The 19,160-nt window shown below is 71.2% G+C and carries 15 protein-coding genes; 9 read left to right on the top strand and 6 right to left on the bottom strand.

The features are described from left to right. The first annotated feature begins 87 nt into the window (after positions 1 to 87). Positions 88 to 2,016, top strand: coding sequence for a PTS sugar transporter subunit IIA (locus AB0O24_RS06320; protein WP_363373434.1), 1,929 nt, complete (start codon positions 88 to 90; stop codon positions 2,014 to 2,016). Positions 2,017 to 2,507: 491 nt separating this feature from the next. On the opposite strand, the gene AB0O24_RS06315 is transcribed toward AB0O24_RS06320, so the two are convergent. Beyond that, positions 2,508 to 4,178, bottom strand: a complete 1,671-nt coding sequence (locus AB0O24_RS06315) for a phospho-sugar mutase (protein WP_363373431.1) — start codon at positions 4,176 to 4,178, stop codon at positions 2,508 to 2,510. Then, complete coding sequence (locus AB0O24_RS06310; RefSeq protein WP_275798337.1) at positions 4,175 to 5,008, bottom strand: purine-nucleoside phosphorylase; 834 nt, start codon at positions 5,006 to 5,008, stop codon at positions 4,175 to 4,177. The genes AB0O24_RS06315 and AB0O24_RS06310 overlap by 4 nt, the downstream gene beginning before the upstream one ends. 78 nt (positions 5,009 to 5,086) lie before the next feature. Between AB0O24_RS06310 and AB0O24_RS06305 the strand changes: the two genes are divergently transcribed. Next, the gene (locus AB0O24_RS06305) at positions 5,087 to 6,547 is read left to right on the top strand and encodes an NAD(P)H-quinone dehydrogenase (RefSeq protein WP_275798335.1); all 1,461 of its coding nucleotides are present in this window, start codon (positions 5,087 to 5,089) and stop codon (positions 6,545 to 6,547) included. A 365-nt stretch (positions 6,548 to 6,912) separates the two neighbouring features. Here the strand turns inward: AB0O24_RS06305 and AB0O24_RS06300 are convergent, their stop codons facing one another. Beyond that, entirely contained in the window at positions 6,913 to 8,679 is a 1,767-nt protein-coding gene (locus tag AB0O24_RS06300; protein WP_363373429.1) for a biotin carboxylase N-terminal domain-containing protein, read from the bottom strand. Between the two features lie 77 nt (positions 8,680 to 8,756). Further along, positions 8,757 to 9,404 carry a Maf family protein gene (locus AB0O24_RS06295; protein WP_275796482.1) on the bottom strand — a complete coding sequence of 216 codons (648 nt, stop codon included), beginning with the start codon at positions 9,402 to 9,404 and terminating at the stop codon, positions 8,757 to 8,759. A 266-nt stretch (positions 9,405 to 9,670) separates the two neighbouring features. Here AB0O24_RS06295 and AB0O24_RS06290 point away from each other — a divergent pair, with 266 nt between their 5' ends. The 4 genes from AB0O24_RS06290 to AB0O24_RS06275 are packed head-to-tail and all read left to right on the top strand — an operon-like array spanning position 9,671 to position 13,948. Continuing rightward, on the top strand, positions 9,671 to 10,924 hold the full coding sequence (locus tag AB0O24_RS06290; protein WP_363373425.1) for a TRAM domain-containing protein: 1,254 nt from the start codon (positions 9,671 to 9,673) through the stop codon (positions 10,922 to 10,924). 60 nt (positions 10,925 to 10,984) lie between these two features. Continuing rightward, on the top strand, positions 10,985 to 11,650 hold the full coding sequence (locus tag AB0O24_RS06285; RefSeq protein WP_275796486.1) for a response regulator transcription factor: 666 nt from the start codon (positions 10,985 to 10,987) through the stop codon (positions 11,648 to 11,650). Next, positions 11,643 to 12,914 carry an ATP-binding protein gene (locus tag AB0O24_RS06280; protein ID WP_275796488.1) on the top strand — a complete coding sequence of 424 codons (1,272 nt, stop codon included), beginning with the start codon at positions 11,643 to 11,645 and terminating at the stop codon, positions 12,912 to 12,914. Before AB0O24_RS06285 ends, AB0O24_RS06280 begins: the two co-directional genes overlap by 8 nt. After that, complete coding sequence (locus tag AB0O24_RS06275) at positions 12,911 to 13,948, top strand: hypothetical protein (protein WP_363373422.1); 1,038 nt, start codon at positions 12,911 to 12,913, stop codon at positions 13,946 to 13,948. Before AB0O24_RS06280 ends, AB0O24_RS06275 begins: the two co-directional genes overlap by 4 nt. A gap of 305 nt (positions 13,949 to 14,253) precedes the next feature. On the opposite strand, the gene AB0O24_RS06270 is transcribed toward AB0O24_RS06275, so the two are convergent. After that, positions 14,254 to 14,487: an acyl-CoA carboxylase epsilon subunit gene (locus tag AB0O24_RS06270; protein ID WP_363373420.1), complete on the bottom strand. Its 234-nt coding sequence runs from the start codon at positions 14,485 to 14,487 to the stop codon at positions 14,254 to 14,256. Further along, positions 14,484 to 16,091: an acyl-CoA carboxylase subunit beta gene (locus AB0O24_RS06265; protein WP_275797935.1), complete on the bottom strand. Its 1,608-nt coding sequence runs from the start codon at positions 16,089 to 16,091 to the stop codon at positions 14,484 to 14,486. Before AB0O24_RS06265 ends, AB0O24_RS06270 begins: the two co-directional genes overlap by 4 nt. A gap of 172 nt (positions 16,092 to 16,263) precedes the next feature. Here AB0O24_RS06265 and AB0O24_RS06260 point away from each other — a divergent pair, with 172 nt between their 5' ends. The 3 genes from AB0O24_RS06260 (at position 16,264) to AB0O24_RS06250 (ending at position 19,085) form a co-directional block, all read left to right on the top strand. After that, on the top strand, positions 16,264 to 17,046 hold the full coding sequence (locus tag AB0O24_RS06260; RefSeq protein ID WP_307382341.1) for a biotin--[acetyl-CoA-carboxylase] ligase: 783 nt from the start codon (positions 16,264 to 16,266) through the stop codon (positions 17,044 to 17,046). 60 nt (positions 17,047 to 17,106) lie between these two features. Next, positions 17,107 to 17,661, top strand: coding sequence for a PH domain-containing protein (locus AB0O24_RS06255; RefSeq protein WP_307382339.1), 555 nt, complete (start codon positions 17,107 to 17,109; stop codon positions 17,659 to 17,661). A gap of 290 nt (positions 17,662 to 17,951) precedes the next feature. Then, positions 17,952 to 19,085 (top strand): 5-(carboxyamino)imidazole ribonucleotide synthase, encoded by a 1,134-nt coding sequence (locus tag AB0O24_RS06250; RefSeq protein WP_307387030.1) that lies wholly within the window; start codon positions 17,952 to 17,954, stop codon positions 19,083 to 19,085. Positions 19,086 to 19,160 lie beyond the last annotated feature (75 nt).

Raw genomic sequence — 19,160 nt, 5'->3', positions numbered from 1 at the left:
GGATGCCGGTCGCCCGCGCAGCGACCCGGGTCGCGTGGTTGGATGGAGGGTGCGCTGCCATACCGGGCGCGGCGCGGAGGACGGATCGTGACGACGAAAGCTCGCCAAGACCGCCTGCTGGCCCTGTTGCTGCGCGACGGGGAGTGGTCGACGGCTGCATCTCTGGCGGACGCCCTCGGGGTGACCCCGCGGAGCATCCGCTCCTACGTGACGGCGATCAACGCCCGCGCCGGGGGCATGAGCGCGATCGAGTCGGGGCCGCTCGGCTACCGGGCCGGCAGTGACGCCGCCGTCGCGCTGCGGGCGAACGGGGGATTGGATGCCGGGACCCCCCGCGATCGCCTCCACACCCTGGTGCGGCGCCTCCTCGACTCGGCCGACGGCATCGACGTCTTCGAGACGGCCGACGCTCTGCACGTCAGCGCGGCCACGCTCGAAGCGGATCTCTCACGCGTGCGGGGGCTGCTCGGCGGGACCGAGCTGACGCTCGAGCGCTCGGCATCCCTCGCTCGCCTCCGGGGCACCGAGGTGGCGCAGCGTCGCTTGCTGTCGAAGCTCGCGCACGACGAGATGGATGCCGGGCACTTCGACCTCGACGCGCTGCGGCGAACGCTCGGCGAGAGGTCCGTCGGCGCGCGGGCCTTCGGTCCCTTCAAGGCCGAGCTGGTCGCCGAGCTCGGCGCCCTCGGCTACTTCGTGAACGAGATCGGCATCGGCGACGTCGTCATGCACATCGCGATCGCCGCGGACCGGACCACCCGCGACCGGGCCCTCGGATCGACCGGTGCGGACGTATCGGATGCCACGGCGGCGGTCGCGGATCTGTTGGACCGTCTGACCCTCAAGCACATCGGGGTGCAGCTCGGGCAGGGCGACCTCCGCCACCTCGCGACCCTGGTGCTCACACGGATCGTCGCTCCGGGCGCCCCCGCGGCCGACGACGTCCGTTCCCGCCTGTCGCCCGAGGTCGAGGCAGCCGTCCGCGCGGTCGTCGAGGCGGCGGCATCCCAGTTCCTCGTCGACATCGCGCACGAGGACTTCATCCTGCGCCTCGCGCTGCACGTGCAGAACCTGCTGCACCGCTCTCGAGAGCAGGCGTGGTCGCGGAACCCCCTGACGCGGTCGTTGAAGTCGACGTACCCGATGATCTTCGAGGTGGCGGTCTACATCGCGACCGGGCTCCAGGACTCGCTGGGCATCCCGATCCTCGACGACGAGATCGCGTATGTCGCGATGCACGTCGGCGGGCGCCTCGAGCGCAGCCGCCGCGCCGATCAGCTCCTCACCGCGACGATCGTGTGCCCGGGGTACTACGAACTGCACGAGCTGCTGCGCTCCAGCGTGGACCGTTCGCTCGGGCAGGCGATCGAGGTCGTCGGTGTCGAGACGCGCATCGATCCGGTCTGGGAGGGCATCGACACCGACCTGGTGCTGACGACGATCGACCCTCCCCGCACGGGCGACCGGTTCGTCCGCATCCAGCCGTTCCTCACCGACGCCGACGTCGAGCGCGTGCAGGCGGCGGCCGGGCGTGTGCGGCGGGGGAGGCGCCTCGCGCGGCTCCGGGCCGAGCTGGAGCGCTACTTCTCTCCGGACGCCTTCGTGCGCGGCCTCGACGGGGCCGACGGCGAGGCGGGCGTCATCCGCGACCTGGGCGCGCTGTTGACGAACCAGGGGGTCATCGCCGACGACTACGTCACCCGGGCCGTCGAGCGCGAGGCCATCTCGTCGACGGCGTTCACCGACGCGCTCGCGGTGCCGCACGCGATGGGCATGACGGCGACGCAGACGCGGATCGCGATCGGCATCGCCGACCCCTCGATCGCCTGGGGCGAGGGGCGCGTGCAGGTCGTGGCCCTCGTGGCGTTCAGCGAGGCCGACCGCGAGGCGTTCCAGACGGTGTTCGAGCAGTTCGTCGAGGTGTTCAGCGAGCGCGACAGCGTGCAGCGCATCGTGCGGCGCGGCACGGACTTCGCAGCATTCCTGGACGAGCTGGTCGCGGTGATCGACGGCTGAGGCGCGGCTACGCATCCTCGCTCGCCCGCGATCTGGGGCTCGGGGTGGTCGTATCCGCGGATCCCGGGGCGGCGGCATCCGTCCGCCTTCCGTGTTCGGGGCGCGTTTCGTGGGATGGGGCGTCGGAAGTACGCCCCGGCGGAAGGTTCGCGCCCCAAAGCCGGAGTCGGATCATCTCACGGGTCTCAAGAAGTCGTCGGAGTGCCGACGAGCTCACGCCGTCCTCGGCGAGGTCGTCGCGGGACAGCAGAACGAGTGCGGACATGACCGACAGTGTGGCGGGGTTCGCGACCGCGGCACCCGGCTCCGTGGCATCCCGTGATGTGTGCCGGAAGATTGCGTCCTGGGGAGGAGTAGTTCGGGCGTCACGCGCAACCCGGGTCTGGGGCGCGATTCTCTCGTCAGGGCGCAAGAATCGCGCCCCGGCGGAAGAAACGCGCCCTAAGCCCCGAGCCGCAGAGCGGAAACGCGCCCCAAACGGGGCAGGCGGGTCAGCGCACCGCGGTCAGCAACGCCTCGGCACCGGCGCGCAGCGCGGCCAGACGCCGGTTCGCCTTCTTCGCCGAGCTCGCCTGCACGTCGAGGTACAGCTTGAGCTTCGGCTCGGTGCCGCTCGGGCGCACGATGAGGCGCGAGCCGTCCTCGAGCCAGATGCGCAGTACGTCGCCCGGGGGTAACCCGTCGACCCCGAGCATCAGGTCGTCGATTCTCGACACGGCGACCTCGCCGACCGCGGACGGCGGCTGGGCGCGGAGGGATGCCATGATCCCGGCGATCTCGCTCACGTCGGTGACGCGCACCGAGATCTGGTCGCTCGCGAACGCGCCGAACGTTTCGCGGAACTCCCGGAGGAGGTCGGCGACGTTCCGGCCCTGGCTCCTCGCTTCGGCGGCCATCCCCAGCAGGGCGACCGCGGCCGAGATCCCGTCCTTGTCGCGCACGACGTCGGGGTTCACGAGGTAACCCAGCGCCTCCTCGAAGCCGAAGACGATGCCCGGGGCGCGCGAGATCCACTTGAACCCGGTGAGCGTCGAGCGGAAGTCGAGACCGTAGTGCTCGGCCACGGCCTGCAGCCCGGGCGACGACACGAGCGAGCACGCGAGCGTTCCGCCCGTCCCGGCGGCCGCTGCGGCTCGCGCTGCGCGCCAGCCCAGCAGCAGACCGATCTCGTTGCCGCTCAACCGGCGCCATCCGCCGTCGGTCTCGGCATCCGGGATCGCGACCGCGAGGCGATCGGCATCCGGGTCGTTCGCGATCACCAGTTCGGCGTCGGCCGCGCGCGCGGTCTCGAACGCGAGGTCCATCGCGCCGGGCTCTTCGGGGTTCGGGAACGCGACGGTGGGGAAGCGTCCGTCGGGGTGGATCTGCGCCTCGACGACCACCGGCGCCGGGTAGCCGGCCTCGGCGAGCACCAGCGAGACGGTCTCCCATCCCACGCCGTGCATCGCGGTGTAGACCCAGCGGAGCCCCTCCGCGCCCGCCGGCGCCGGGGCGACGGCGGCGGTCGCGGCGACGTACGCCTCCACGACCGATTCCGGGGCATTGGCGTACCCGACCGAGCGCGGCAAGATCGTGACGTCACCGTCGTCCGCCACGCGCTGGATGTGCGCGGCGATCTCGGCGTCGGCCGGCGAGACGATCTGCGCGCCGTCGTCGGCGCCGCCGAGGTAGACCTTGTAGCCGTTGTCGTCGGGCGGGTTGTGGCTCGCCGTGACCATGACGCCGGCATCCGCGCCGAGGTGGCGGACGGCGAAAGCGAGAACGGGCGTGGGCAACAGGCGTGGCAGGAGGATCGCGTGCAGCCCCGCCCCCGCGAAGATCTCGACCGAGTCGCGCGCGAACACGTCCGAGTTGCGTCGACCGTCGTACCCGACGACCACGGTCGGCGTTCCGTCCGGCTGCTTCTCGCGGAGATACGCGGCGAAACCGGCCGCCGCTTGAGCCACGAGCACGCGGTTCATGCGGTTCGAGCCGGCGCCGAGCGTGCCGCGCAGTCCCGCCGTCCCGAAGGCCAAGCGCGTCGAGAAGCGGTCCGCGAGGTCGGCGGCGGCCGCGTCGTCGCCGTCTTCGACGCGGGTGATGAGCGCGGCGAGCTCCTCGCGGGTGACGGCATCCGGGTCCTGCGCCAACCAGGCGCGGGCCGCGGCCAGGTACTCGCTCACAATGCGTTGACCACGCGGGCGAGCAGCGCCGAGATGACGGGCTCCGCCTCGCGACCGGCTTCGAGGACCTCGGCGTGGCTCAGTGGCGTCTGCTGGATGCCGGCGGCCAGGTTCGTGATGAGCGAGAAGCCGAGGATCTCCATGCCGGCCTGGCGGGCCGCGATCGCCTCGAGCGACGTCGACATGCCGACGATGTGCCCACCGATCGTCTTCGCCATCTGCACTTCGGCGGGAGTCTCGTAGTGGGGTCCCCGGAACTGCGTGTACACACCCTCGTCGAGCGTCGGGTCGATCGACCGCGCGAGGTCGCGCAGCCGCTTCGAGTACAGATCGGTCAAGTCGATGAAGGTCGCTCCCTCGAGGGGGGAGTCGGCCGTCAGGTTGATGTGGTCGCTGATGAGGACGGGCTGGCCAGGCTTCCACGTCTCGCGGATGCCGCCCGCGCCGTTCGTCAGGATCATCGTGGTGGCGCCGGTGGCGGCCGCCGTGCGGACGCTGTGCACGACCCGGCGCACGCCGTGGCCCTCGTAGTAGTGGGTGCGGGCGCCGATCACGAGGACGTTCTTGCCGCCGGGGGTGCGGACGCTCCGGAGCGTGCCGACGTGCCCCTCGAGGGCGGGCTTCGAGAAACCGACGACCTCGGTCGCGGGGAACGACGCCGTCTCCTCGCCGATGAGCTCGGCGGCGCGGCCCCAGCCCGACCCGAGGGTGACGGCGATGTCGTGGTGCTCGACACCGGAAAGGCGGGCGATGTCGGCCGCCGCGGCTGCGGCGACCTCGAACGGGTCGACGGCCGGATCGTCGAGCGGGTGAGAAGTGCTGTTGGACATCCCCCCACTCTAGAAAGCGGCGGGCTCGCGGGCCAGACGCGGACCGCGCGTCGTTCGAAGGAAGCACCCTAGGGAAGAATGGATGCCATGGTGCAGAGCTTCGAGCGCAAGCAGTCCGTCGCGATCGTCGGCGGTGGCCCCGGCGGCTACGAAGCGGCTCTCTCGGCCGCCCAGTTGGGCGCCGACGTGACTCTGGTGGAACGGGCGGGCGTGGGCGGCTCGGCCGTCATCACCGACGTCGTGCCGTCGAAGACACTCATCGCGACCGCCGATGCGGCCGTCGCCATCCGCAACGCCAGCGAGCTCGGCGTGCAGCTCTTCGCGCGCGACGACCGGGGCAAGCCCCTCACCCCCGAGGTCGCGATCAACCTCGCGGCGGTCAACCAGCGCCTTCTGTCGCTCGCTCGGCAGCAGTCCGACGACATGCGGGCGTCGCTGCTCGAGGCGGGCGTCCGCATCATCGCGGGTCACGGACGGCTGGACGGTCCGGGCGCCGTGGTCGTGTCGACCGAGGCCGGCGGCACCGACTTCGACCGCATCGAGGCCGAGACCCTCGTCGTCTCGGTGGGGGCCTCGCCGCGCGAGCTGCCCTCGGCCAAGCCCGACGGCGAGCGCATCCTCACGTGGACGCAGCTCTACAACATGAAGTCCGTTCCCACGCACCTCATCGTCGTCGGCTCGGGTGTCACGGGCGCCGAGTTCGCCTCGGCCTACATGAACCTCGGCGCCAAGGTGACACTCGTCTCGAGCCGCGACCAGGTGCTTCCCGGGGAGGATCAGGATGCCGCGGCCGTCCTCGAACGCGTGTTCCAGCGCGGCGGTATGACGCTGCTGGCGAAGGCTCGTGCCGATTCGGTCGTGAACACCGGTGACGGTGTCACCGTGACCCTCGCGGACGGCCGCACGATCGAGGGCAGCCACTGCCTCATGGCGGTCGGCTCGATCCCGAACACCGCGGGGATCGGCCTCGCGGAGGCGGGGGTGCAGATGACCTCGTCCGGGCACATCCGCGTCAACCGCGTCGCGCGCACCTCGGTGCCGAACATCTACGCGGCCGGCGACTGCACGAACTTCTTCCCCCTGGCATCCGTGGCATCCATGCAGGGCCGTCAGGCGATCTTCCACGCGCTCGGCGACATCGTGATCCCGCTCGAGACGCGCCGGATCACGGCGAACATCTTCACCGCGCCCGAGATCGCGACGGTGGGGTTCAGCGAGCAGGACGTCGTCGACGGCAAGATCGCCGGCGTCGTGAAGAAGCTGCCGTTGTCGGCGAACCCCCGCGCGAAGATGCAGGGCATCACCGACGGGTTCGTGAAGCTCATCGCCCGCAAGGGCAGTGGCACCGTCATGGGCGGCGTCATCGTCGGACCGAAGGCGTCCGAGCTCATCTACCCCCTGGCGATCGCGGTGGAACGCCGGCTGACCGTCGACCAGGTCGCCCGCGTCTTCGCGGTCTACCCCTCGCTCACGTCGAGCATCACCGACGCGGCGCGCGCGATGCACATCGTCGACCGCGACGATCCCGGCGAGGACTGAGCAAGGCGGATGCCGGGCCCCGGCATCCGTTGTCCTCCGGTGTCTCGTGAGGTGTCGGTCGACGCATAAACGCTGTTTGCGCGCATAAACGCGGTGTGCTCGCGTTTATGCGCGTGGATCGCGTTTATGTGCGGGGATGGGGCGATCCGACGGGTGCCGAGCATTGCGGATGCCGCGGGCTCGCGGCATCCGTCGCTCCGGGGTGTTTCGTGAGGTGTCGGTCGACGCATAAACGCTGTTTGCGCGCATAAACGCGGTGTGCTCGCGTTTATGCGCGTGGATCGCGTTTATGCGTCAGGGGAGACCGTACGAACGACGGCGCCGCACCCCCGAGGGAGTGCGGCGCCGTGCGGACGAAGGGCTGGTCAGCTGATGAGCAGCAGCTGGTGACCCGCCGACACCGTCGTGCCGGGGCTCGCGTCGATGCCGGCGATCGTGCCGTCCTTGTGCGCCTGGATGGGCTGCTCCATCTTCATCGCCTCGAGCACGACGACGAGGTCGCCCTTGACGACCTGCTGGCCCTCCTCGACGGCGACCTTGACGACCGTGGCCTGCATCGGCGACTTCACCGCATCGCCGGTGGCGCCGGCGGTGGGGGAGGCTGCGTGCGAGCGCCGCGACGGCGGGGCGGCGGCCGGACGCCCGGGCTTGGCTGCGGGAGCCGCGATGCGGTCGGGGAGACTGACCTCGAGGCGCTTGCCGCCGACTTCGACGACGACGGTGTGCCGACCCTGCTCCTCGGCGGGGGCCTCGAGCTCGCCGTCCCACGCGGGGATGTCGTTCACGAACTCCGTCTCGATCCAGCGCGTGTACACGCCGAACTCGCCGTTCTCGGCGGTGAATGCGGGGTCGCGCACGACCTTGCGGTGGAAGGGCAGCACGGTCGGCATGCCGGCGACCTCGAACTCGTCGAGGGCGCGGCGCGAGCGCTCGAGCGCCTCGGCGCGGTCGCGGCCGGTCACGATGATCTTCGCGAGCAGCGAGTCGAAGGCTCCCGAGACGCTGTCGCCCGCGGTCACCCCGGAGTCGAGACGGATGCCGGGGCCGCCGAACGTCTTGAAGACGTGGATCGGGCCGGGCTGCGGAAGGAAGCCCCGGCCCGGGTCTTCGCCGTTGATGCGGAACTCGATCGAGTGGCCCGTGGGTGCGGGGTCGTCGTACCCGAGCTCCTCGCCCTCGGCGAGGCGGAACTGCTCGCGCACCAGGTCGATGCCCGTGACCTCTTCAGAGACGGGGTGCTCGACCTGGAGGCGCGTGTTCACCTCGAGGAACGAGATCGTGCCGTCGGCGCCGATGAGGAACTCGCAGGTCCCGGCGCCGACATAGCCGACCTCCTTGAGGATGGCCTTCGACGCCGAGTAGAGGATGGCGTTCTGCTCGTCGCTGAGGAACGGCGCCGGGGCCTCCTCAACGAGCTTCTGGTGGCGGCGCTGCAGCGAGCAGTCGCGCGTGGAGACGACCACGACGTTGCCGGCGGCATCCGCGAGGCACTGCGTCTCGACGTGGCGCGGCTTGTCGAGGTACTTCTCGACGAAGCACTCGCCGCGGCCGAACGCCGCGACGGCCTCTCGCGTGGCCGACTCGAACATCTCGGCGACCTCGTCGAGCTCGCGGGCGACCTTGAGACCGCGTCCGCCTCCGCCGTAGGCGGCCTTAATGGCGATGGGGAGGCCGACCTGCTCGGCGAACGCGATCACCTCGTCGGCACCCGAGACGGGGCCGGGGGTGCCGGGGGCGAGCGGGGCGCCGACCTTCTCGGCGACGTGACGCGCGGTCACCTTGTCGCCGAGCGCTTCGATCGCGTCGGGCGAGGGGCCGATCCAGACCAGACCCGCGGCGATGACGGCGCGAGCGAAGTCGGCGTTCTCGGCGAGGAAGCCGTAGCCGGGGTGCACGGCGTCGGCACCGGAACGACGGGCGACCGAGAGGATCTTCTCGATCGACAGGTAGGTGTCGGCGCTCGTGGAGCCGTCGAGGGCGTACGCCTCGTCAGCCAGGCGGGTGTGCAGGGCGTCGCGGTCCTGATCGGCGTAGACGGCGACGGAGGCCTTGCCCGAATCTCGGGCGGCGCGGATGACTCGGACGGCGATCTCGCCGCGGTTGGCGACAAGGACCTTGGCGATCTTCGGCATCCTCCCAGCCTATCGAGGGGGTACCCCGGTCTTTTGACCCTCCTCGACAAGAAACGCCGAAAAACGTGTGCGGGACCCTACGAACGATTCCAGAGGTCCGTCCACGAGACCCCGAGCTCGCGGACGAGTCGGCGCACCGTCGACAGCGACATTCCGACGACGGTCGACGGATCGCCCTCGACTCGCTCGATGAAAGCGCCGCCGAGACTGTCCACGGTGAACGCCCCGGCGACCAGCAGCGGCTCGCCGCTGGCGACATAGGCGGCGATCTCGTCGTCGTCGACGTCGGCCGCGAAGGTCACGCTCGCCTCGGCGACCGCGTGCGCCTCGGTCGGCGCAGCGCCGGGGGTGACGCGGAACACGCTGTGTCCGGAATGCAGCACGCCCGTCCGCCCCCTCATTCCGCGCCAGCGCTCCGTCGCAGCTTCGGGCGTGTAGGGCTTGCCGAGGATCTCGTCGCCGAGTTCGAACATCGAGTCGCCGCCGATCACCACGCCGTCGAAGCTCGGGTCCTCCTCGTGCAGACGGAAGGCGACATCGGCGGCCTTGCGTCGCGCGAGGAGCAGCACGTGCTCGGGAGCGGGAAGGCGCCGACCGTCCGCTTCCTCGACCTCCGCGATCACCGCCTCCTCGTCGACCCGGGGCGCTCGCGCCTCGGGCTCGATGCCCGCCTGCCGCAGGAGCATGAGACGAGCGGGAGAAGTGGATGCCAAGCACACGCGCATGCGTCCACGGTAGTCATCGCGGCCCTCGCTGTTGACTCCGTCCCGGTACCGGACCCTTCGACGGGCTCAGGGTCCTGGGGCCGCGGTGGTCGGCATGCCGAAGCCGCCGGACCTTTCGGGGGCCCGGGTTCTCACGGCGGAGGTGGCTGAGCCCGTCGAAGCCGCCGGACCCGGCGGCAGACGCAGTGTCCTCGCGGCGGAGGTGGCTGAGCCTGTCGAAGCCACCGGCCCGGCGATCTCCCGGCCGCGTGTGACAGGCTCGGACAATGCACGACGGCGACCTCATCGATCTCGACATCACCGGCATCGCCCACGGGGGAGTGTTCGTCGGCCGGCACGAGGGCCGCGTGGTCTTCGTTCCCGACACCCTTCCCGGGGAGCGCGTCCGGGCGCGTGTCACCGACACGCGCAAGAAGGCGTTCTGGCGGGCCGACGCCGTCGAGGTGCTCGAGGCGGCTCCCGAGCGTCAGCGGCACGTCTGGGCGGCGGCCGACATCGATGTGGCGCCCGAGGACCGTCCCGGTGGAGCGGAGTTCGGCCACATCGAGCTCGGGCATCAACGACGACTGAAAGAGCGCGTCATCCGCGAGGCTCTCGAACGCGTGGGCAAGCTCGACCTCCCGGTCGACGTGCGCCCGGCCGGTGCCGCCGACGATGTCGAGGCGGCGGACGGCACGGGTTGGCGCACGCGCTTGAGCCTGCACGTCGACGAGGGAGGTCGGGTCGGCGCGTACGCGGCGCGCTCGCACCGCGTCATCGAAACCCTCGATCTGCCCTTGGCCACGGCGGAGGTCGAGCGTGCCGCTCTCGCCGTGCGCGGAGCGCGACCCGGCCGTGTCGACCTCGTGCAGCCGGCCGACGGGCGCGTGCGGGTGCTGGCGCGTCCGGACGGAGACCGCTCGCGTCCGACCCCCGAGGTCGTCGAGGAGCGGGTCGGCGAGCGCCTGTTCCGGGTGGACGCGGGAGGTTTCTGGCAGGTGCACCGGCTCGCCGCGCGGACCCTGACCGGTCTCGTCAGAGACGAGCTGACGGCGGCCGGGGGAGTCGACCCCGAGGGGCTCCATCTCGACCTCTACGGCGGAGTCGGCCTGTTCGCGGCGACCCTCGCCGAACTGGGCGGTTCGTCGACGCGCGTGATCAGCGTCGAGTCCGACCCGCGCGCGACCGAGCACGCCGGCGAGAACCTCGCGGAGTGGATCGGGGCGCGGGCCGAGACCGCCCGGGCGGATCGTTTCGTCGCGTCGCTCGCCGCCGGTGCGTCGGAGCGGGAGCGCGAGCGTCTCTCCCACGGCGTCGTCCTGCTCGATCCGCCCCGCGCGGGGGCCGGGCGCGAGGTCGTCGAGGGCATCGCGGCGCTGGCGCCCGCGACGGTGGTGTACGTCGCGTGCGACCCCGTCGCGCTCTCGCGCGACCTGGCCACCTTCGCCGAACACGGCTACGTCGCCGCGAACGGCATCCGCGGCGTCGATCTCTTCCCTCACACCCACCACGTCGAAGCGGTCGTCGTTCTGCGCCGATGACCCGCCGACCGGGGGATGTCCAGGCCCTGCGCTGAGAAATCCCGTGGATACGATGAGGGGATGACGCGCGTCGCCCTCATCGATGATCACGAGTCGGTTCGTCTCGGTCTCGAGGCGGCGCTGACCCAGACCGCCGCGACCGAAGTCGTGTTCTCGGGCGCGAACGTCGCCGCGTACCTCGACTGGCGTCGCGCAGCGGTCGAGTCCCCGGCCGACGTCGTGGTTCTCGACCTCACCCTCGGCGACGGCACGACCGTCTCCGAGAACGTCGACCGGGTCGTGCGCGACGGCTCGAGCGTGATCATCCACAGCGTCGCCGACCGCCCGGCGGCCGTGCGCGAGGCCCTCGCCGCGGGAGCGGCCGGCATCGTGAGCAAATCGTCGCCGACGCACGAGGTGCTCGGGGCGATCAGGACGGTTGCTCGCGGCGACCTGCTCGACAACGTCGAATGGGCCAGTGCCGTCGAGGGCGACCGCGCCTTCGCGGACGCTCAGCTCTCCGCTCGCGAGCGAGAGGTGCTGCGCCTGTACGCGGCGGGACTGCCGCTCAAAGCCGTCGCGGAGCGACTCGGCGTCGCGTACTCCACCGCGAAGGAGAACATCACGCGGGTCCGCGTGAAGTACGTCGAGGTCGGCCGTCCCGCCCCGACGAAGGTCGACCTGCTGCGGCGGGCGATGGAGGACGGCATCCTGCAAGACGCCCCCGAAGCCGGGAACGATGCCTGAGAACCTCCGCTCGGAGGCCCAGCGGACGGTTCTCGAAGAGGCCTGGGGGAGGATTCCGCACTCGCGCGAATCCAGCGACGACCCCGGCTCGTTCACCCAGAAGCGCATCGAACGCGTCCTGACGATCTTCGTCGGCCCTGCCTCGCTCGCCCTCGGGTCCCAAGCGCTCGTCGCGGCGTTCGGCCGGGCCGACGAGCGCGACGGCTGGCACCTCCCGTTGGTGCTCGGGGTGTTCGTGCCGCTCGCCGCGATGATCGTGGCGTGCGCGGTGGGGCGGTTCGCTCGGCTGTTCACCGGACTGTTCGCCGTCGTCTTCATGGCCGCTCTGGCGCTCTGGCCCCTCGCGACAGCCGGAGGGCCACCTCCGTCGCCGTTGGAGAACCCCTGGATCTTCTACCTGATCAACGTCGCGACGGTGGCGGCCGTGGTCGCCTTCCCGATGTCGCTGCAGATCGTCTGGACGGTTGCCGCTCCTCTTCTCTTCGGTGTGGTGCGGCTGATCCAGGCCGGCGGCCGCAGCGAGTTCTTCGTCCCCGTCGCCCTCGACGTCTCATTCGCCTTGATCCTCGGCAGCGTCCTGGTGACGTTGGTCTGGATGTACCGCTCGATCGCCGCTCACGTCGACGAGACGCGCGCGCAGGCGGTGTCGAGCTACGCCGAGGCGGCCGCCACGGCAGCGACGGAGAACGAGCGCGTGGCGGTCGCCGCTCTCATGCACGACAGCGTTCTGGGAGCGCTCCTCGCGGCTGAGCGGGCCTCGACGCCTCGTGAACGCACGCTCGCGGTGAGCATGGCGCGGGAGGCGCTGACCCGCCTCGCGAACGCCGAGAAGGACGCCCTCGAGGGCAGCGACGCGCCGGTGGATGCCGCGCGCCTCGCCGACGACATCGAGGCGTCCGCACGCGACTTCGGAGTGAACCTCACCGTTCGACGGCGATTGGAGGATGCCACGCCGCGTGTCCCCGGACGCGTCGCGCGCGCGCTCGTCCTCGCGGCCATGCAGGCCGTCGCCAATGCCGTGCAGCACGCCGAAGCCCGAGGGCTCGCGGTGGAGGTGTCGGGCTACGCCGATCCCGGGAGCGTCGTCGTACGGGTGCGTGACGCGGGTGCCGGGTTCGACCTCGACGCGATCCCGGCGGATCGCCTCGGCATCCGCGGATCGATCATGGCGCGCGTGACGGCGGTGGGAGGACGCTCGGACATCGAGTCCGGGCCCTCGGGCACGACCGTGACGCTCGAGTGGGAGAGCGGGGACCGCTGGTGACCGTCCGCGCCGTGCTGTCCGTGATCGCTCTCGCCTTCACGGCCTACCTCGCGGCGCGGGGTCTGCTGTGGACGAGCCCCGAAACGGTGGAGCGGGGCTGGCTGATCATCGCCGCTCTGGTGATCTACCTGCCGATCACGTGGCTGTGGATCCTGTTGCCCGGTTCGCGGCGCCCCGGCGCCCCGGTCGGGGCGCCGGGCGAGCGATCCACGATGCCAGGGTGGGCCGCGGCGCTCGCGCTCGTGGCGTCCGTCGTGGTGCCGAACGCGGCTTTCCTCGCCGCCGTGCCCGATGGGCGGACCCAACCTTTCGTCACGTGGGTCATCGGCGGTATCGGCGCCCTCATGACCATCGTCATGGTTCGGCACCGGCCGATCATCGCCTGGATCGGTATGGCGGCCCTGACGGTGTCGGCGTCCGTCTGGCTCGGCGTGGTCTCGGCCTTGAGCCTCGGGCTGGTCGGCTCGCTCGTCTGGGTGACCGTGGCCCAGCTCATGTCGATCGCCCTCGACCGCACCGCGCGTGACGCGGCTCAATTATCCGACCTGCAACAGGCGGCGTCCGCGTGGCAGGCGGCGCAGAGCGGCCGCCAGCGGGAGCGGCGACTGCACGTCCAGCGCGCGCTCGCGGTCGCCGGACCGGTGCTCGCTCGTGTGATCGAGACGGGCGGCAACCTCCGCCCGTCCGAGCGGGAGACCGCGCGCTTGGCTGAGCAGAGCCTCCGCGACGAGTTGCGGAGTCCGCGTCTGCTCGACCAGGGCGTGCGCGCGGAGATCGATGCCGCGCGGCGCCGGGGTTCGGCGGTCACTCTGTTCGATGAGGGTGGTCTCGACGGTCTCGATGCGCCGGCGCTGGGGGAGATCCGTGCAGAGCTCGCCGACATTCTGCGCGGCGCCGTGTCGGAGCGGCTCATCATCCGCACCTCGCCGCACAACGGGATCGCGGTCACGGTCGTGGGCCGCTCGACCGGCGAGGGTGCGGGCGGAGATGACGACGAGGTCGACCTCTGGCGCGAGATCCGTCGCCCGCGCTGACGATCGGGGAGTCGGCTCAGCGGGATCACCGGCGACGTCGGGCCCGCGCGTCCTGGGTGGACCGGGAGCCGATCGGCCCCCGCCTGATCGCCGATCGCGGCCGCGCCGGAGTCGCACAAACCAGGGGGATGGGGGTGGGGGGCGGCGATATCGCCAGCCCCCCACCCATGCGGACGGTTACCCGAAAACCGGCCGCGGTGGCCGGAACCGGCTCGATGAGCGGCCCGGCCGAACGCACAAAGCGTTCCAGCTCCTCCAGTATCCGCGAGGTGATCGAGCGCGTCTGTAGGTATTTCGGGGGACAGTCAGCCGGTGAACCCGCGCCAGCCGGCGTCGCGGTTCAGCGGGGCGCGCAGGCCCCGCGCGGTCAGCTCCCAGCTCGACCGCGCCGTGGCCTCGGGGGCCGTGGCATCCGCCCTCTCCCGCGCGTAGGCCTCGCCCACCACGACGATCGCCGCTGCGAGCTCCTCGGGCGTGGGAGTGCCGCGCACGACGCGCGCGACGGCTTCGGGCGGGTCCAGCGGTGCGTTCTCGCTCACAGCGGGATGTTCCCGTGCTTCTTCGCGGGCAGGCTCGCGCGCTTGTTCCGCAGCGCCCGCAGCGCCTTGGCGATCGACACGCGCGTCTGCGCGGGCTCGATGATCCCGTCGAGCTCGCCGCGCTCGGCCGCGAGGAACGGGGATGCCACGTTGTAGGTGTACTCGTTCGCGAGGCGCGTGCGCACCGCGGCGACGTCTTCGCCCGCCTCTTCGGCGCGCTTGATCTCGCCGCGGTAGAGGATGTTGACCGCGCCCTGCCCGCCCATGACGGCGATCTCGGCCGTGGGCCACGCGAGGTTGATGTCGGCACCGAGCTGCTTCGAGCCCATGACGATGTACGCACCGCCGTAGGCCTTGCGCAGGATCACGGTCACCAGCGGCACGGTGGCCTCGGCGTAGGCGTAGAGCAGCTTCGCGCCGCGGCGGATGACGCCGGTCCACTCCTGATCGGTGCCGGGGAGGTAGCCGGGCACGTCGACGAGCGTCACGATCGGGATCGAGAACGCGTCGCAGAAGCGCACGAATCGCGAGGCCTTCTCGCCGGCGTCGATGTTCAGCGTGCCGGCCATCTGCGAGGGCTGGTTGGCGATGATGCCGACGGTGCGCCCCTCGATCCGCCCGAAGCCGATGACGATGTTCGGGGCGAACAGCGGCTGCACCTCCAAGAACTCTCCGGTCCCTGAGCCTGTCGAAGGGTCCACGATCCCCGAGATCACCGTGTGGATGTCGTAGGGCTGGTTGGGGGAGTCGGGGATGATCGTGTTCAGCGAGCGATCGGCATCCGTCGTCTCGAACTCGAACGGCGTCTCGTAGACCGGGATCTCGGCGAGGTTGTTGTCGGGCAGGTAGCCGATCAGCGTGCGCGCGTAATCGATCGCGTCGTCCTCGTCGTCGGCGAGGTAGTGCGCGACGCCCGACCGGCTGTTGTGGGTGAGCGCGCCGCCCAGCTCCTCCATGCCGACGTCTTCGCCGGTCACGGTCTTGATGACGTCCGGCCCGGTGACGAACATCTGGCTGGTCTTGTCGACCATGATGACGAAGTCGGTGAGCGCCGGGGAGTACACCGCGCCGCCCGCGGCGGGGCCCATGATGAGCGAGATCTGCGGGATCACGCCGGAGGCCGCCGTGTTCAGGCGGAAGATCTCGCCGTACTTGCCGAGGGCGACCACGCCCTCCTGGATGCGCGCGCCGCCGGAGTCCAGGATGCCGATGATCGGGATGCCGCTGCGCAGCGCGAGTTCCATGACCTTGATGATCTTGTCGCCGGCGACCTCGCCGAGCGAGCCGCCGAAGGTCGAGAAGTCCTGCGCGTAGACCGCGACGGTGCGGCCGTGGATCGTGCCCGTGCCCGTCACGACCGAGTCGCCGTAGGGACGGGACTTGTCCATGCCGAAGGCCGTGGTGCGGTGGCGCACGTACTCGTCGATCTCGACGAACGAGCCCGGATCGACAAGCATCTCGATGCGCTCGCGGGCGGTGAGCTTGCCCTTCGCGTGCTGCTTGTCGCGGGCGGCGGCTTCGGCGTCGACGACCGCTTCCTGGTACCGGGTGCGCAGGTCGGCGATCTTGCCGGCGGTGGTGAAGAGATCGGGCTGGTCGGTCACGCCTTCCACCCTAGCGACAGCCTCCGCGGCGAGGTTGGAGGGTGCGCACAAGCGAAACGGTGAGGCGCTGTGGCATCCGTCCAGTCATCCGCTTCGGGTCGCTGGGCGCCGCCGCCGAAACGATGAAGCGCAAGCGGATGCCATCGCCTCGACGATTCTCTAGGGTGTGGGCATGCCGATCCCCGAAGCCGGATACCCGCGGACCGCCGCCGTCAGCCCCCGCGTCCAGGTGGTCGAGACCACCGGTTCCACCAATGCCGATGTTGTCGCGGCCGTGACGGCGGACCCGGCCGGCTGGCCGCACCTCTCTCTCCTCGTCACGCGCGACCAGCGCGCGGGGCGCGGGCGCCTCGATCGCACGTGGACCGCGCCCGCGGGAACCGCGATCGCCGTCTCGGTCGTCGTGGACGCCTCCCGCGTGCCGCTGCCGCTGCGGGGCTGGATTCCGCTGGTGGCCGGGGCGGCGATGACCCGCGCGGTGCGTGCGCAGCTCGGCGGGCACGGCGGCGCAGTGGAGTTGAAGTGGCCGAACGACGTGCTCGTGGAGGGCGGCAAGATCTGCGGCATCCTGGCCGAAGCCGTGCCCGGAACCTTCGACACCGTGGTGGTCGGAGCGGGAGTGAACACCCGCATGAGCCGCGCGGATCTTCCCGTGGCGACCGCGACGTCGTTCGCGGCGCTCGGGGCGGAGTGCGACGAGGACCAGCTGCTGGCGGACTACGTCTCGGGGCTCTCGGAGTCGCTCGCGGCTCTCGCGGCCGGGCAGGAGGAACGCGTGCACGGCGACGTCGAGAAGCTCTGTGCGACGGTCGGCCGCGAGGTGTCGGTCTCGCTGCCCGACGGGACGACGCTGTCGGGCCGCGCGACGCGGCTCGACGAGACGGGCCGACTCGTCGTGGAGGCGGGGACGATCGTCGAGGCGGTGTCGGCGGGCGACGTGGTGCACGTGCGCTGAGGCCCCGGGCGTCCCGCGTGTGCGCCGCGGGCTGCGGGCGCGACCCCGCACAATGAGAGGGTGACCCAGCCGACCAGCTACGGAGGGCGCCCGCGTATGCCGGCGCCGGGTGCCGCAGCGCCCGAGCTGCGCATCGCGCGGATCCACGCGCACGCGCGACGTCTCGTGTGGTCGGCGATGGTGCTGATCGGCGTCGCCGGCGCGACGGCGTACTTCTACGACAATCTGCCCGCGCCGTTCGAGAACTGGATGCTGGTGAGCGCGGCGGCCGCGATCGTGCTGCTGCTCGTCGTGGTCCCCTACCTCGTCTGGCTGTCGCACACGTGGACGATCACGACCCGTCGCGTGATCGAGCGCTCGGGCTTCTTCGGCTCGCGCAGCCAGGAGATCTCGCACGTGCGCGGGTACTCGATCCAGATGCGCCGTGGCGTGCTGCAGCGCCTGTGGGGTGCGGGGACGCTGACGCTGTCGAACGGTGTCGAGCCCCCGTTGCGGTTGAAGAACGTCCCGAACGCCGTGCTGCTGCACGAGACCCTGGTCGACCAGGTCGAGGTCAACCAGATCCTCGCTCACCGCGACTCCCAGGCGTTCGGCTCCGGCGCGGTCGGTCTCTGACGCGGGCTGCGGTCTCGTCGCCGGACCCGGCCGAGCCCCTCGAAGCCGACGGCGTCCGAGGGAGCTCCGGTCCCTTCGTCAAGCTCAGGGACCCCGGTCGCGTCGAGGTGGCTGAGCCTGTCGAAGCAACCGGCGTCCGGGGGAGTTCGGGTCCCTTCGACATGCTGAGGGACCCCGGTCGCGTCGAGGTGGCTGAGCTTGTCGAAGCCACCGGTACCCCCGCGCCGTCCCGCCTCGGCTCGCGCCCCCGCGAGCAGCCCGACAGAATGGATGCCGACGAAGGGAGCGGCATGACGCTGCGAGTCGGAGTGATCGGTGGCGGACAGCTGGCGCGGATGATGATCGCGCCCGCCGTCGAACTGGGGATCGACATCCGTGTCCTCGCCGAGGACGAGGGAATGTCGGCGGCGCTCGCCGCGTCGGCGGTGGGCGACTACCGCGACGCCGATACCGTCCTGGCCTTCGCGCGCGACGTCGACGTCATCACCTTCGACCACGAGCACGTCCCGCAGGATGTCCTCGCCGCCCTCGTCGACGCGGGGGTCTCCGTTCACCCCGGACCCGCCCCGCTCGCCGTCGCCCAGGACAAGCTCGTCATGCGGACGCGCATGGCCGAACTGGGCCTTCCCCAGCCCGACTGGGCCGCCGTCGCCGACGTCGCCGAGCTGCAGGACTTCCTCGACTCTCACGGCGGTCGCGCCGTGGTGAAGACGCCCCGCGGTGGCTACGACGGCAAGGGCGTGCGCGTCGTCGCCGCGGCGACCGAGGCGGATGACTGGTTCGCCGCTCTCGCCGAGGACGGCCACGGGGGATCGCTGCTCGCCGAAGAGCTCGTCGACTTCACGCGCGAACTCGCGCAGCAGGTGGCGCGCCGGCCGTCCGGCGAGGTGCGCGCCTATCCCGTCGTCGAGACCGTGCAGCGCGGGGGAGTGTGCGCCGAGGTCGTCGCACCCGCGCCCCGTGCCGACGGGCGTGTCCAGCGGGTCGCCGCCGACATCGGCGTCGCCGTGGCCGAGGGCCTCGGCGTCACCGGGATGCTGGCTGTCGAGCTGTTCGAGACCAGCGACGAGCGCATCCTCATCAACGAGCTCGCAATGCGTCCCCACAACAGCGGCCACTGGACGCAGGACGGGGCGGTCACCAGCCAGTTCGAGCAGCACCTGCGGGCGGTCCTCGACCTCCCCCTCGGAGCGACGGATGCCAAGGCCCCCTGGTCCGTCATGATCAACGTGCTCGGCGGGCCCGCCGAAGGGACGCTCGAGGAACGATTCCCCGCGGCGCTCGACGCGCACCCGCACGCCAAGATCCACACGTACGGCAAGGCTCCGCGCCCCGGCCGCAAGGTCGGACACGTCAACGTGACGGGCGACGACCTCGACGACGCCGTGTACGAGGCACGCGCGACGGCCGCCTTCTTCGATTGAGCTGAGCGTCTGAGCGCGCCGTTCCGCCTTCTTCCAGCGAGCCGCCCTAGCCTGGACCGGTGACCCGGCCGCTGC

Source organism: Microbacterium sp. NPDC086615, from assembly GCF_040686055.1.
Classification (GTDB): Bacteria; Actinomycetota; Actinomycetes; order Actinomycetales; family Microbacteriaceae; genus Microbacterium.
This window is presented reverse-complemented; position numbering and strand designations above follow the sequence as displayed.

Excerpts from the sequence above, each read along its gene's own strand:
- AB0O24_RS06310 (WP_275798337.1), bottom strand. The coding sequence starts at position 5,008 with ATGTCCAACAGCACTTCTCACCCGCTCGACGATCCGGCCGTCGACCCG.
- AB0O24_RS06280 (WP_275796488.1), top strand. The coding sequence starts at position 11,643 with ATGCCTGAGAACCTCCGCTCGGAGGCCCAGCGGACGGTTCTCGAAGAG.
- AB0O24_RS06295 (WP_275796482.1), bottom strand. The coding sequence starts at position 9,404 with ATGCGCGTGTGCTTGGCATCCACTTCTCCCGCTCGTCTCATGCTCCTG.
- AB0O24_RS06305 (WP_275798335.1), top strand. The coding sequence starts at position 5,087 with ATGGATGCCATGGTGCAGAGCTTCGAGCGCAAGCAGTCCGTCGCGATC.
- AB0O24_RS06290 (WP_363373425.1), top strand. The coding sequence starts at position 9,671 with ATGCACGACGGCGACCTCATCGATCTCGACATCACCGGCATCGCCCAC.
- AB0O24_RS06260 (WP_307382341.1), top strand. The coding sequence starts at position 16,264 with ATGCCGATCCCCGAAGCCGGATACCCGCGGACCGCCGCCGTCAGCCCC.
- AB0O24_RS06285 (WP_275796486.1), top strand. The coding sequence starts at position 10,985 with ATGACGCGCGTCGCCCTCATCGATGATCACGAGTCGGTTCGTCTCGGT.
- AB0O24_RS06250 (WP_307387030.1), top strand. The coding sequence starts at position 17,952 with ATGACGCTGCGAGTCGGAGTGATCGGTGGCGGACAGCTGGCGCGGATG.
- AB0O24_RS06300 (WP_363373429.1), bottom strand. The coding sequence starts at position 8,679 with ATGCCGAAGATCGCCAAGGTCCTTGTCGCCAACCGCGGCGAGATCGCC.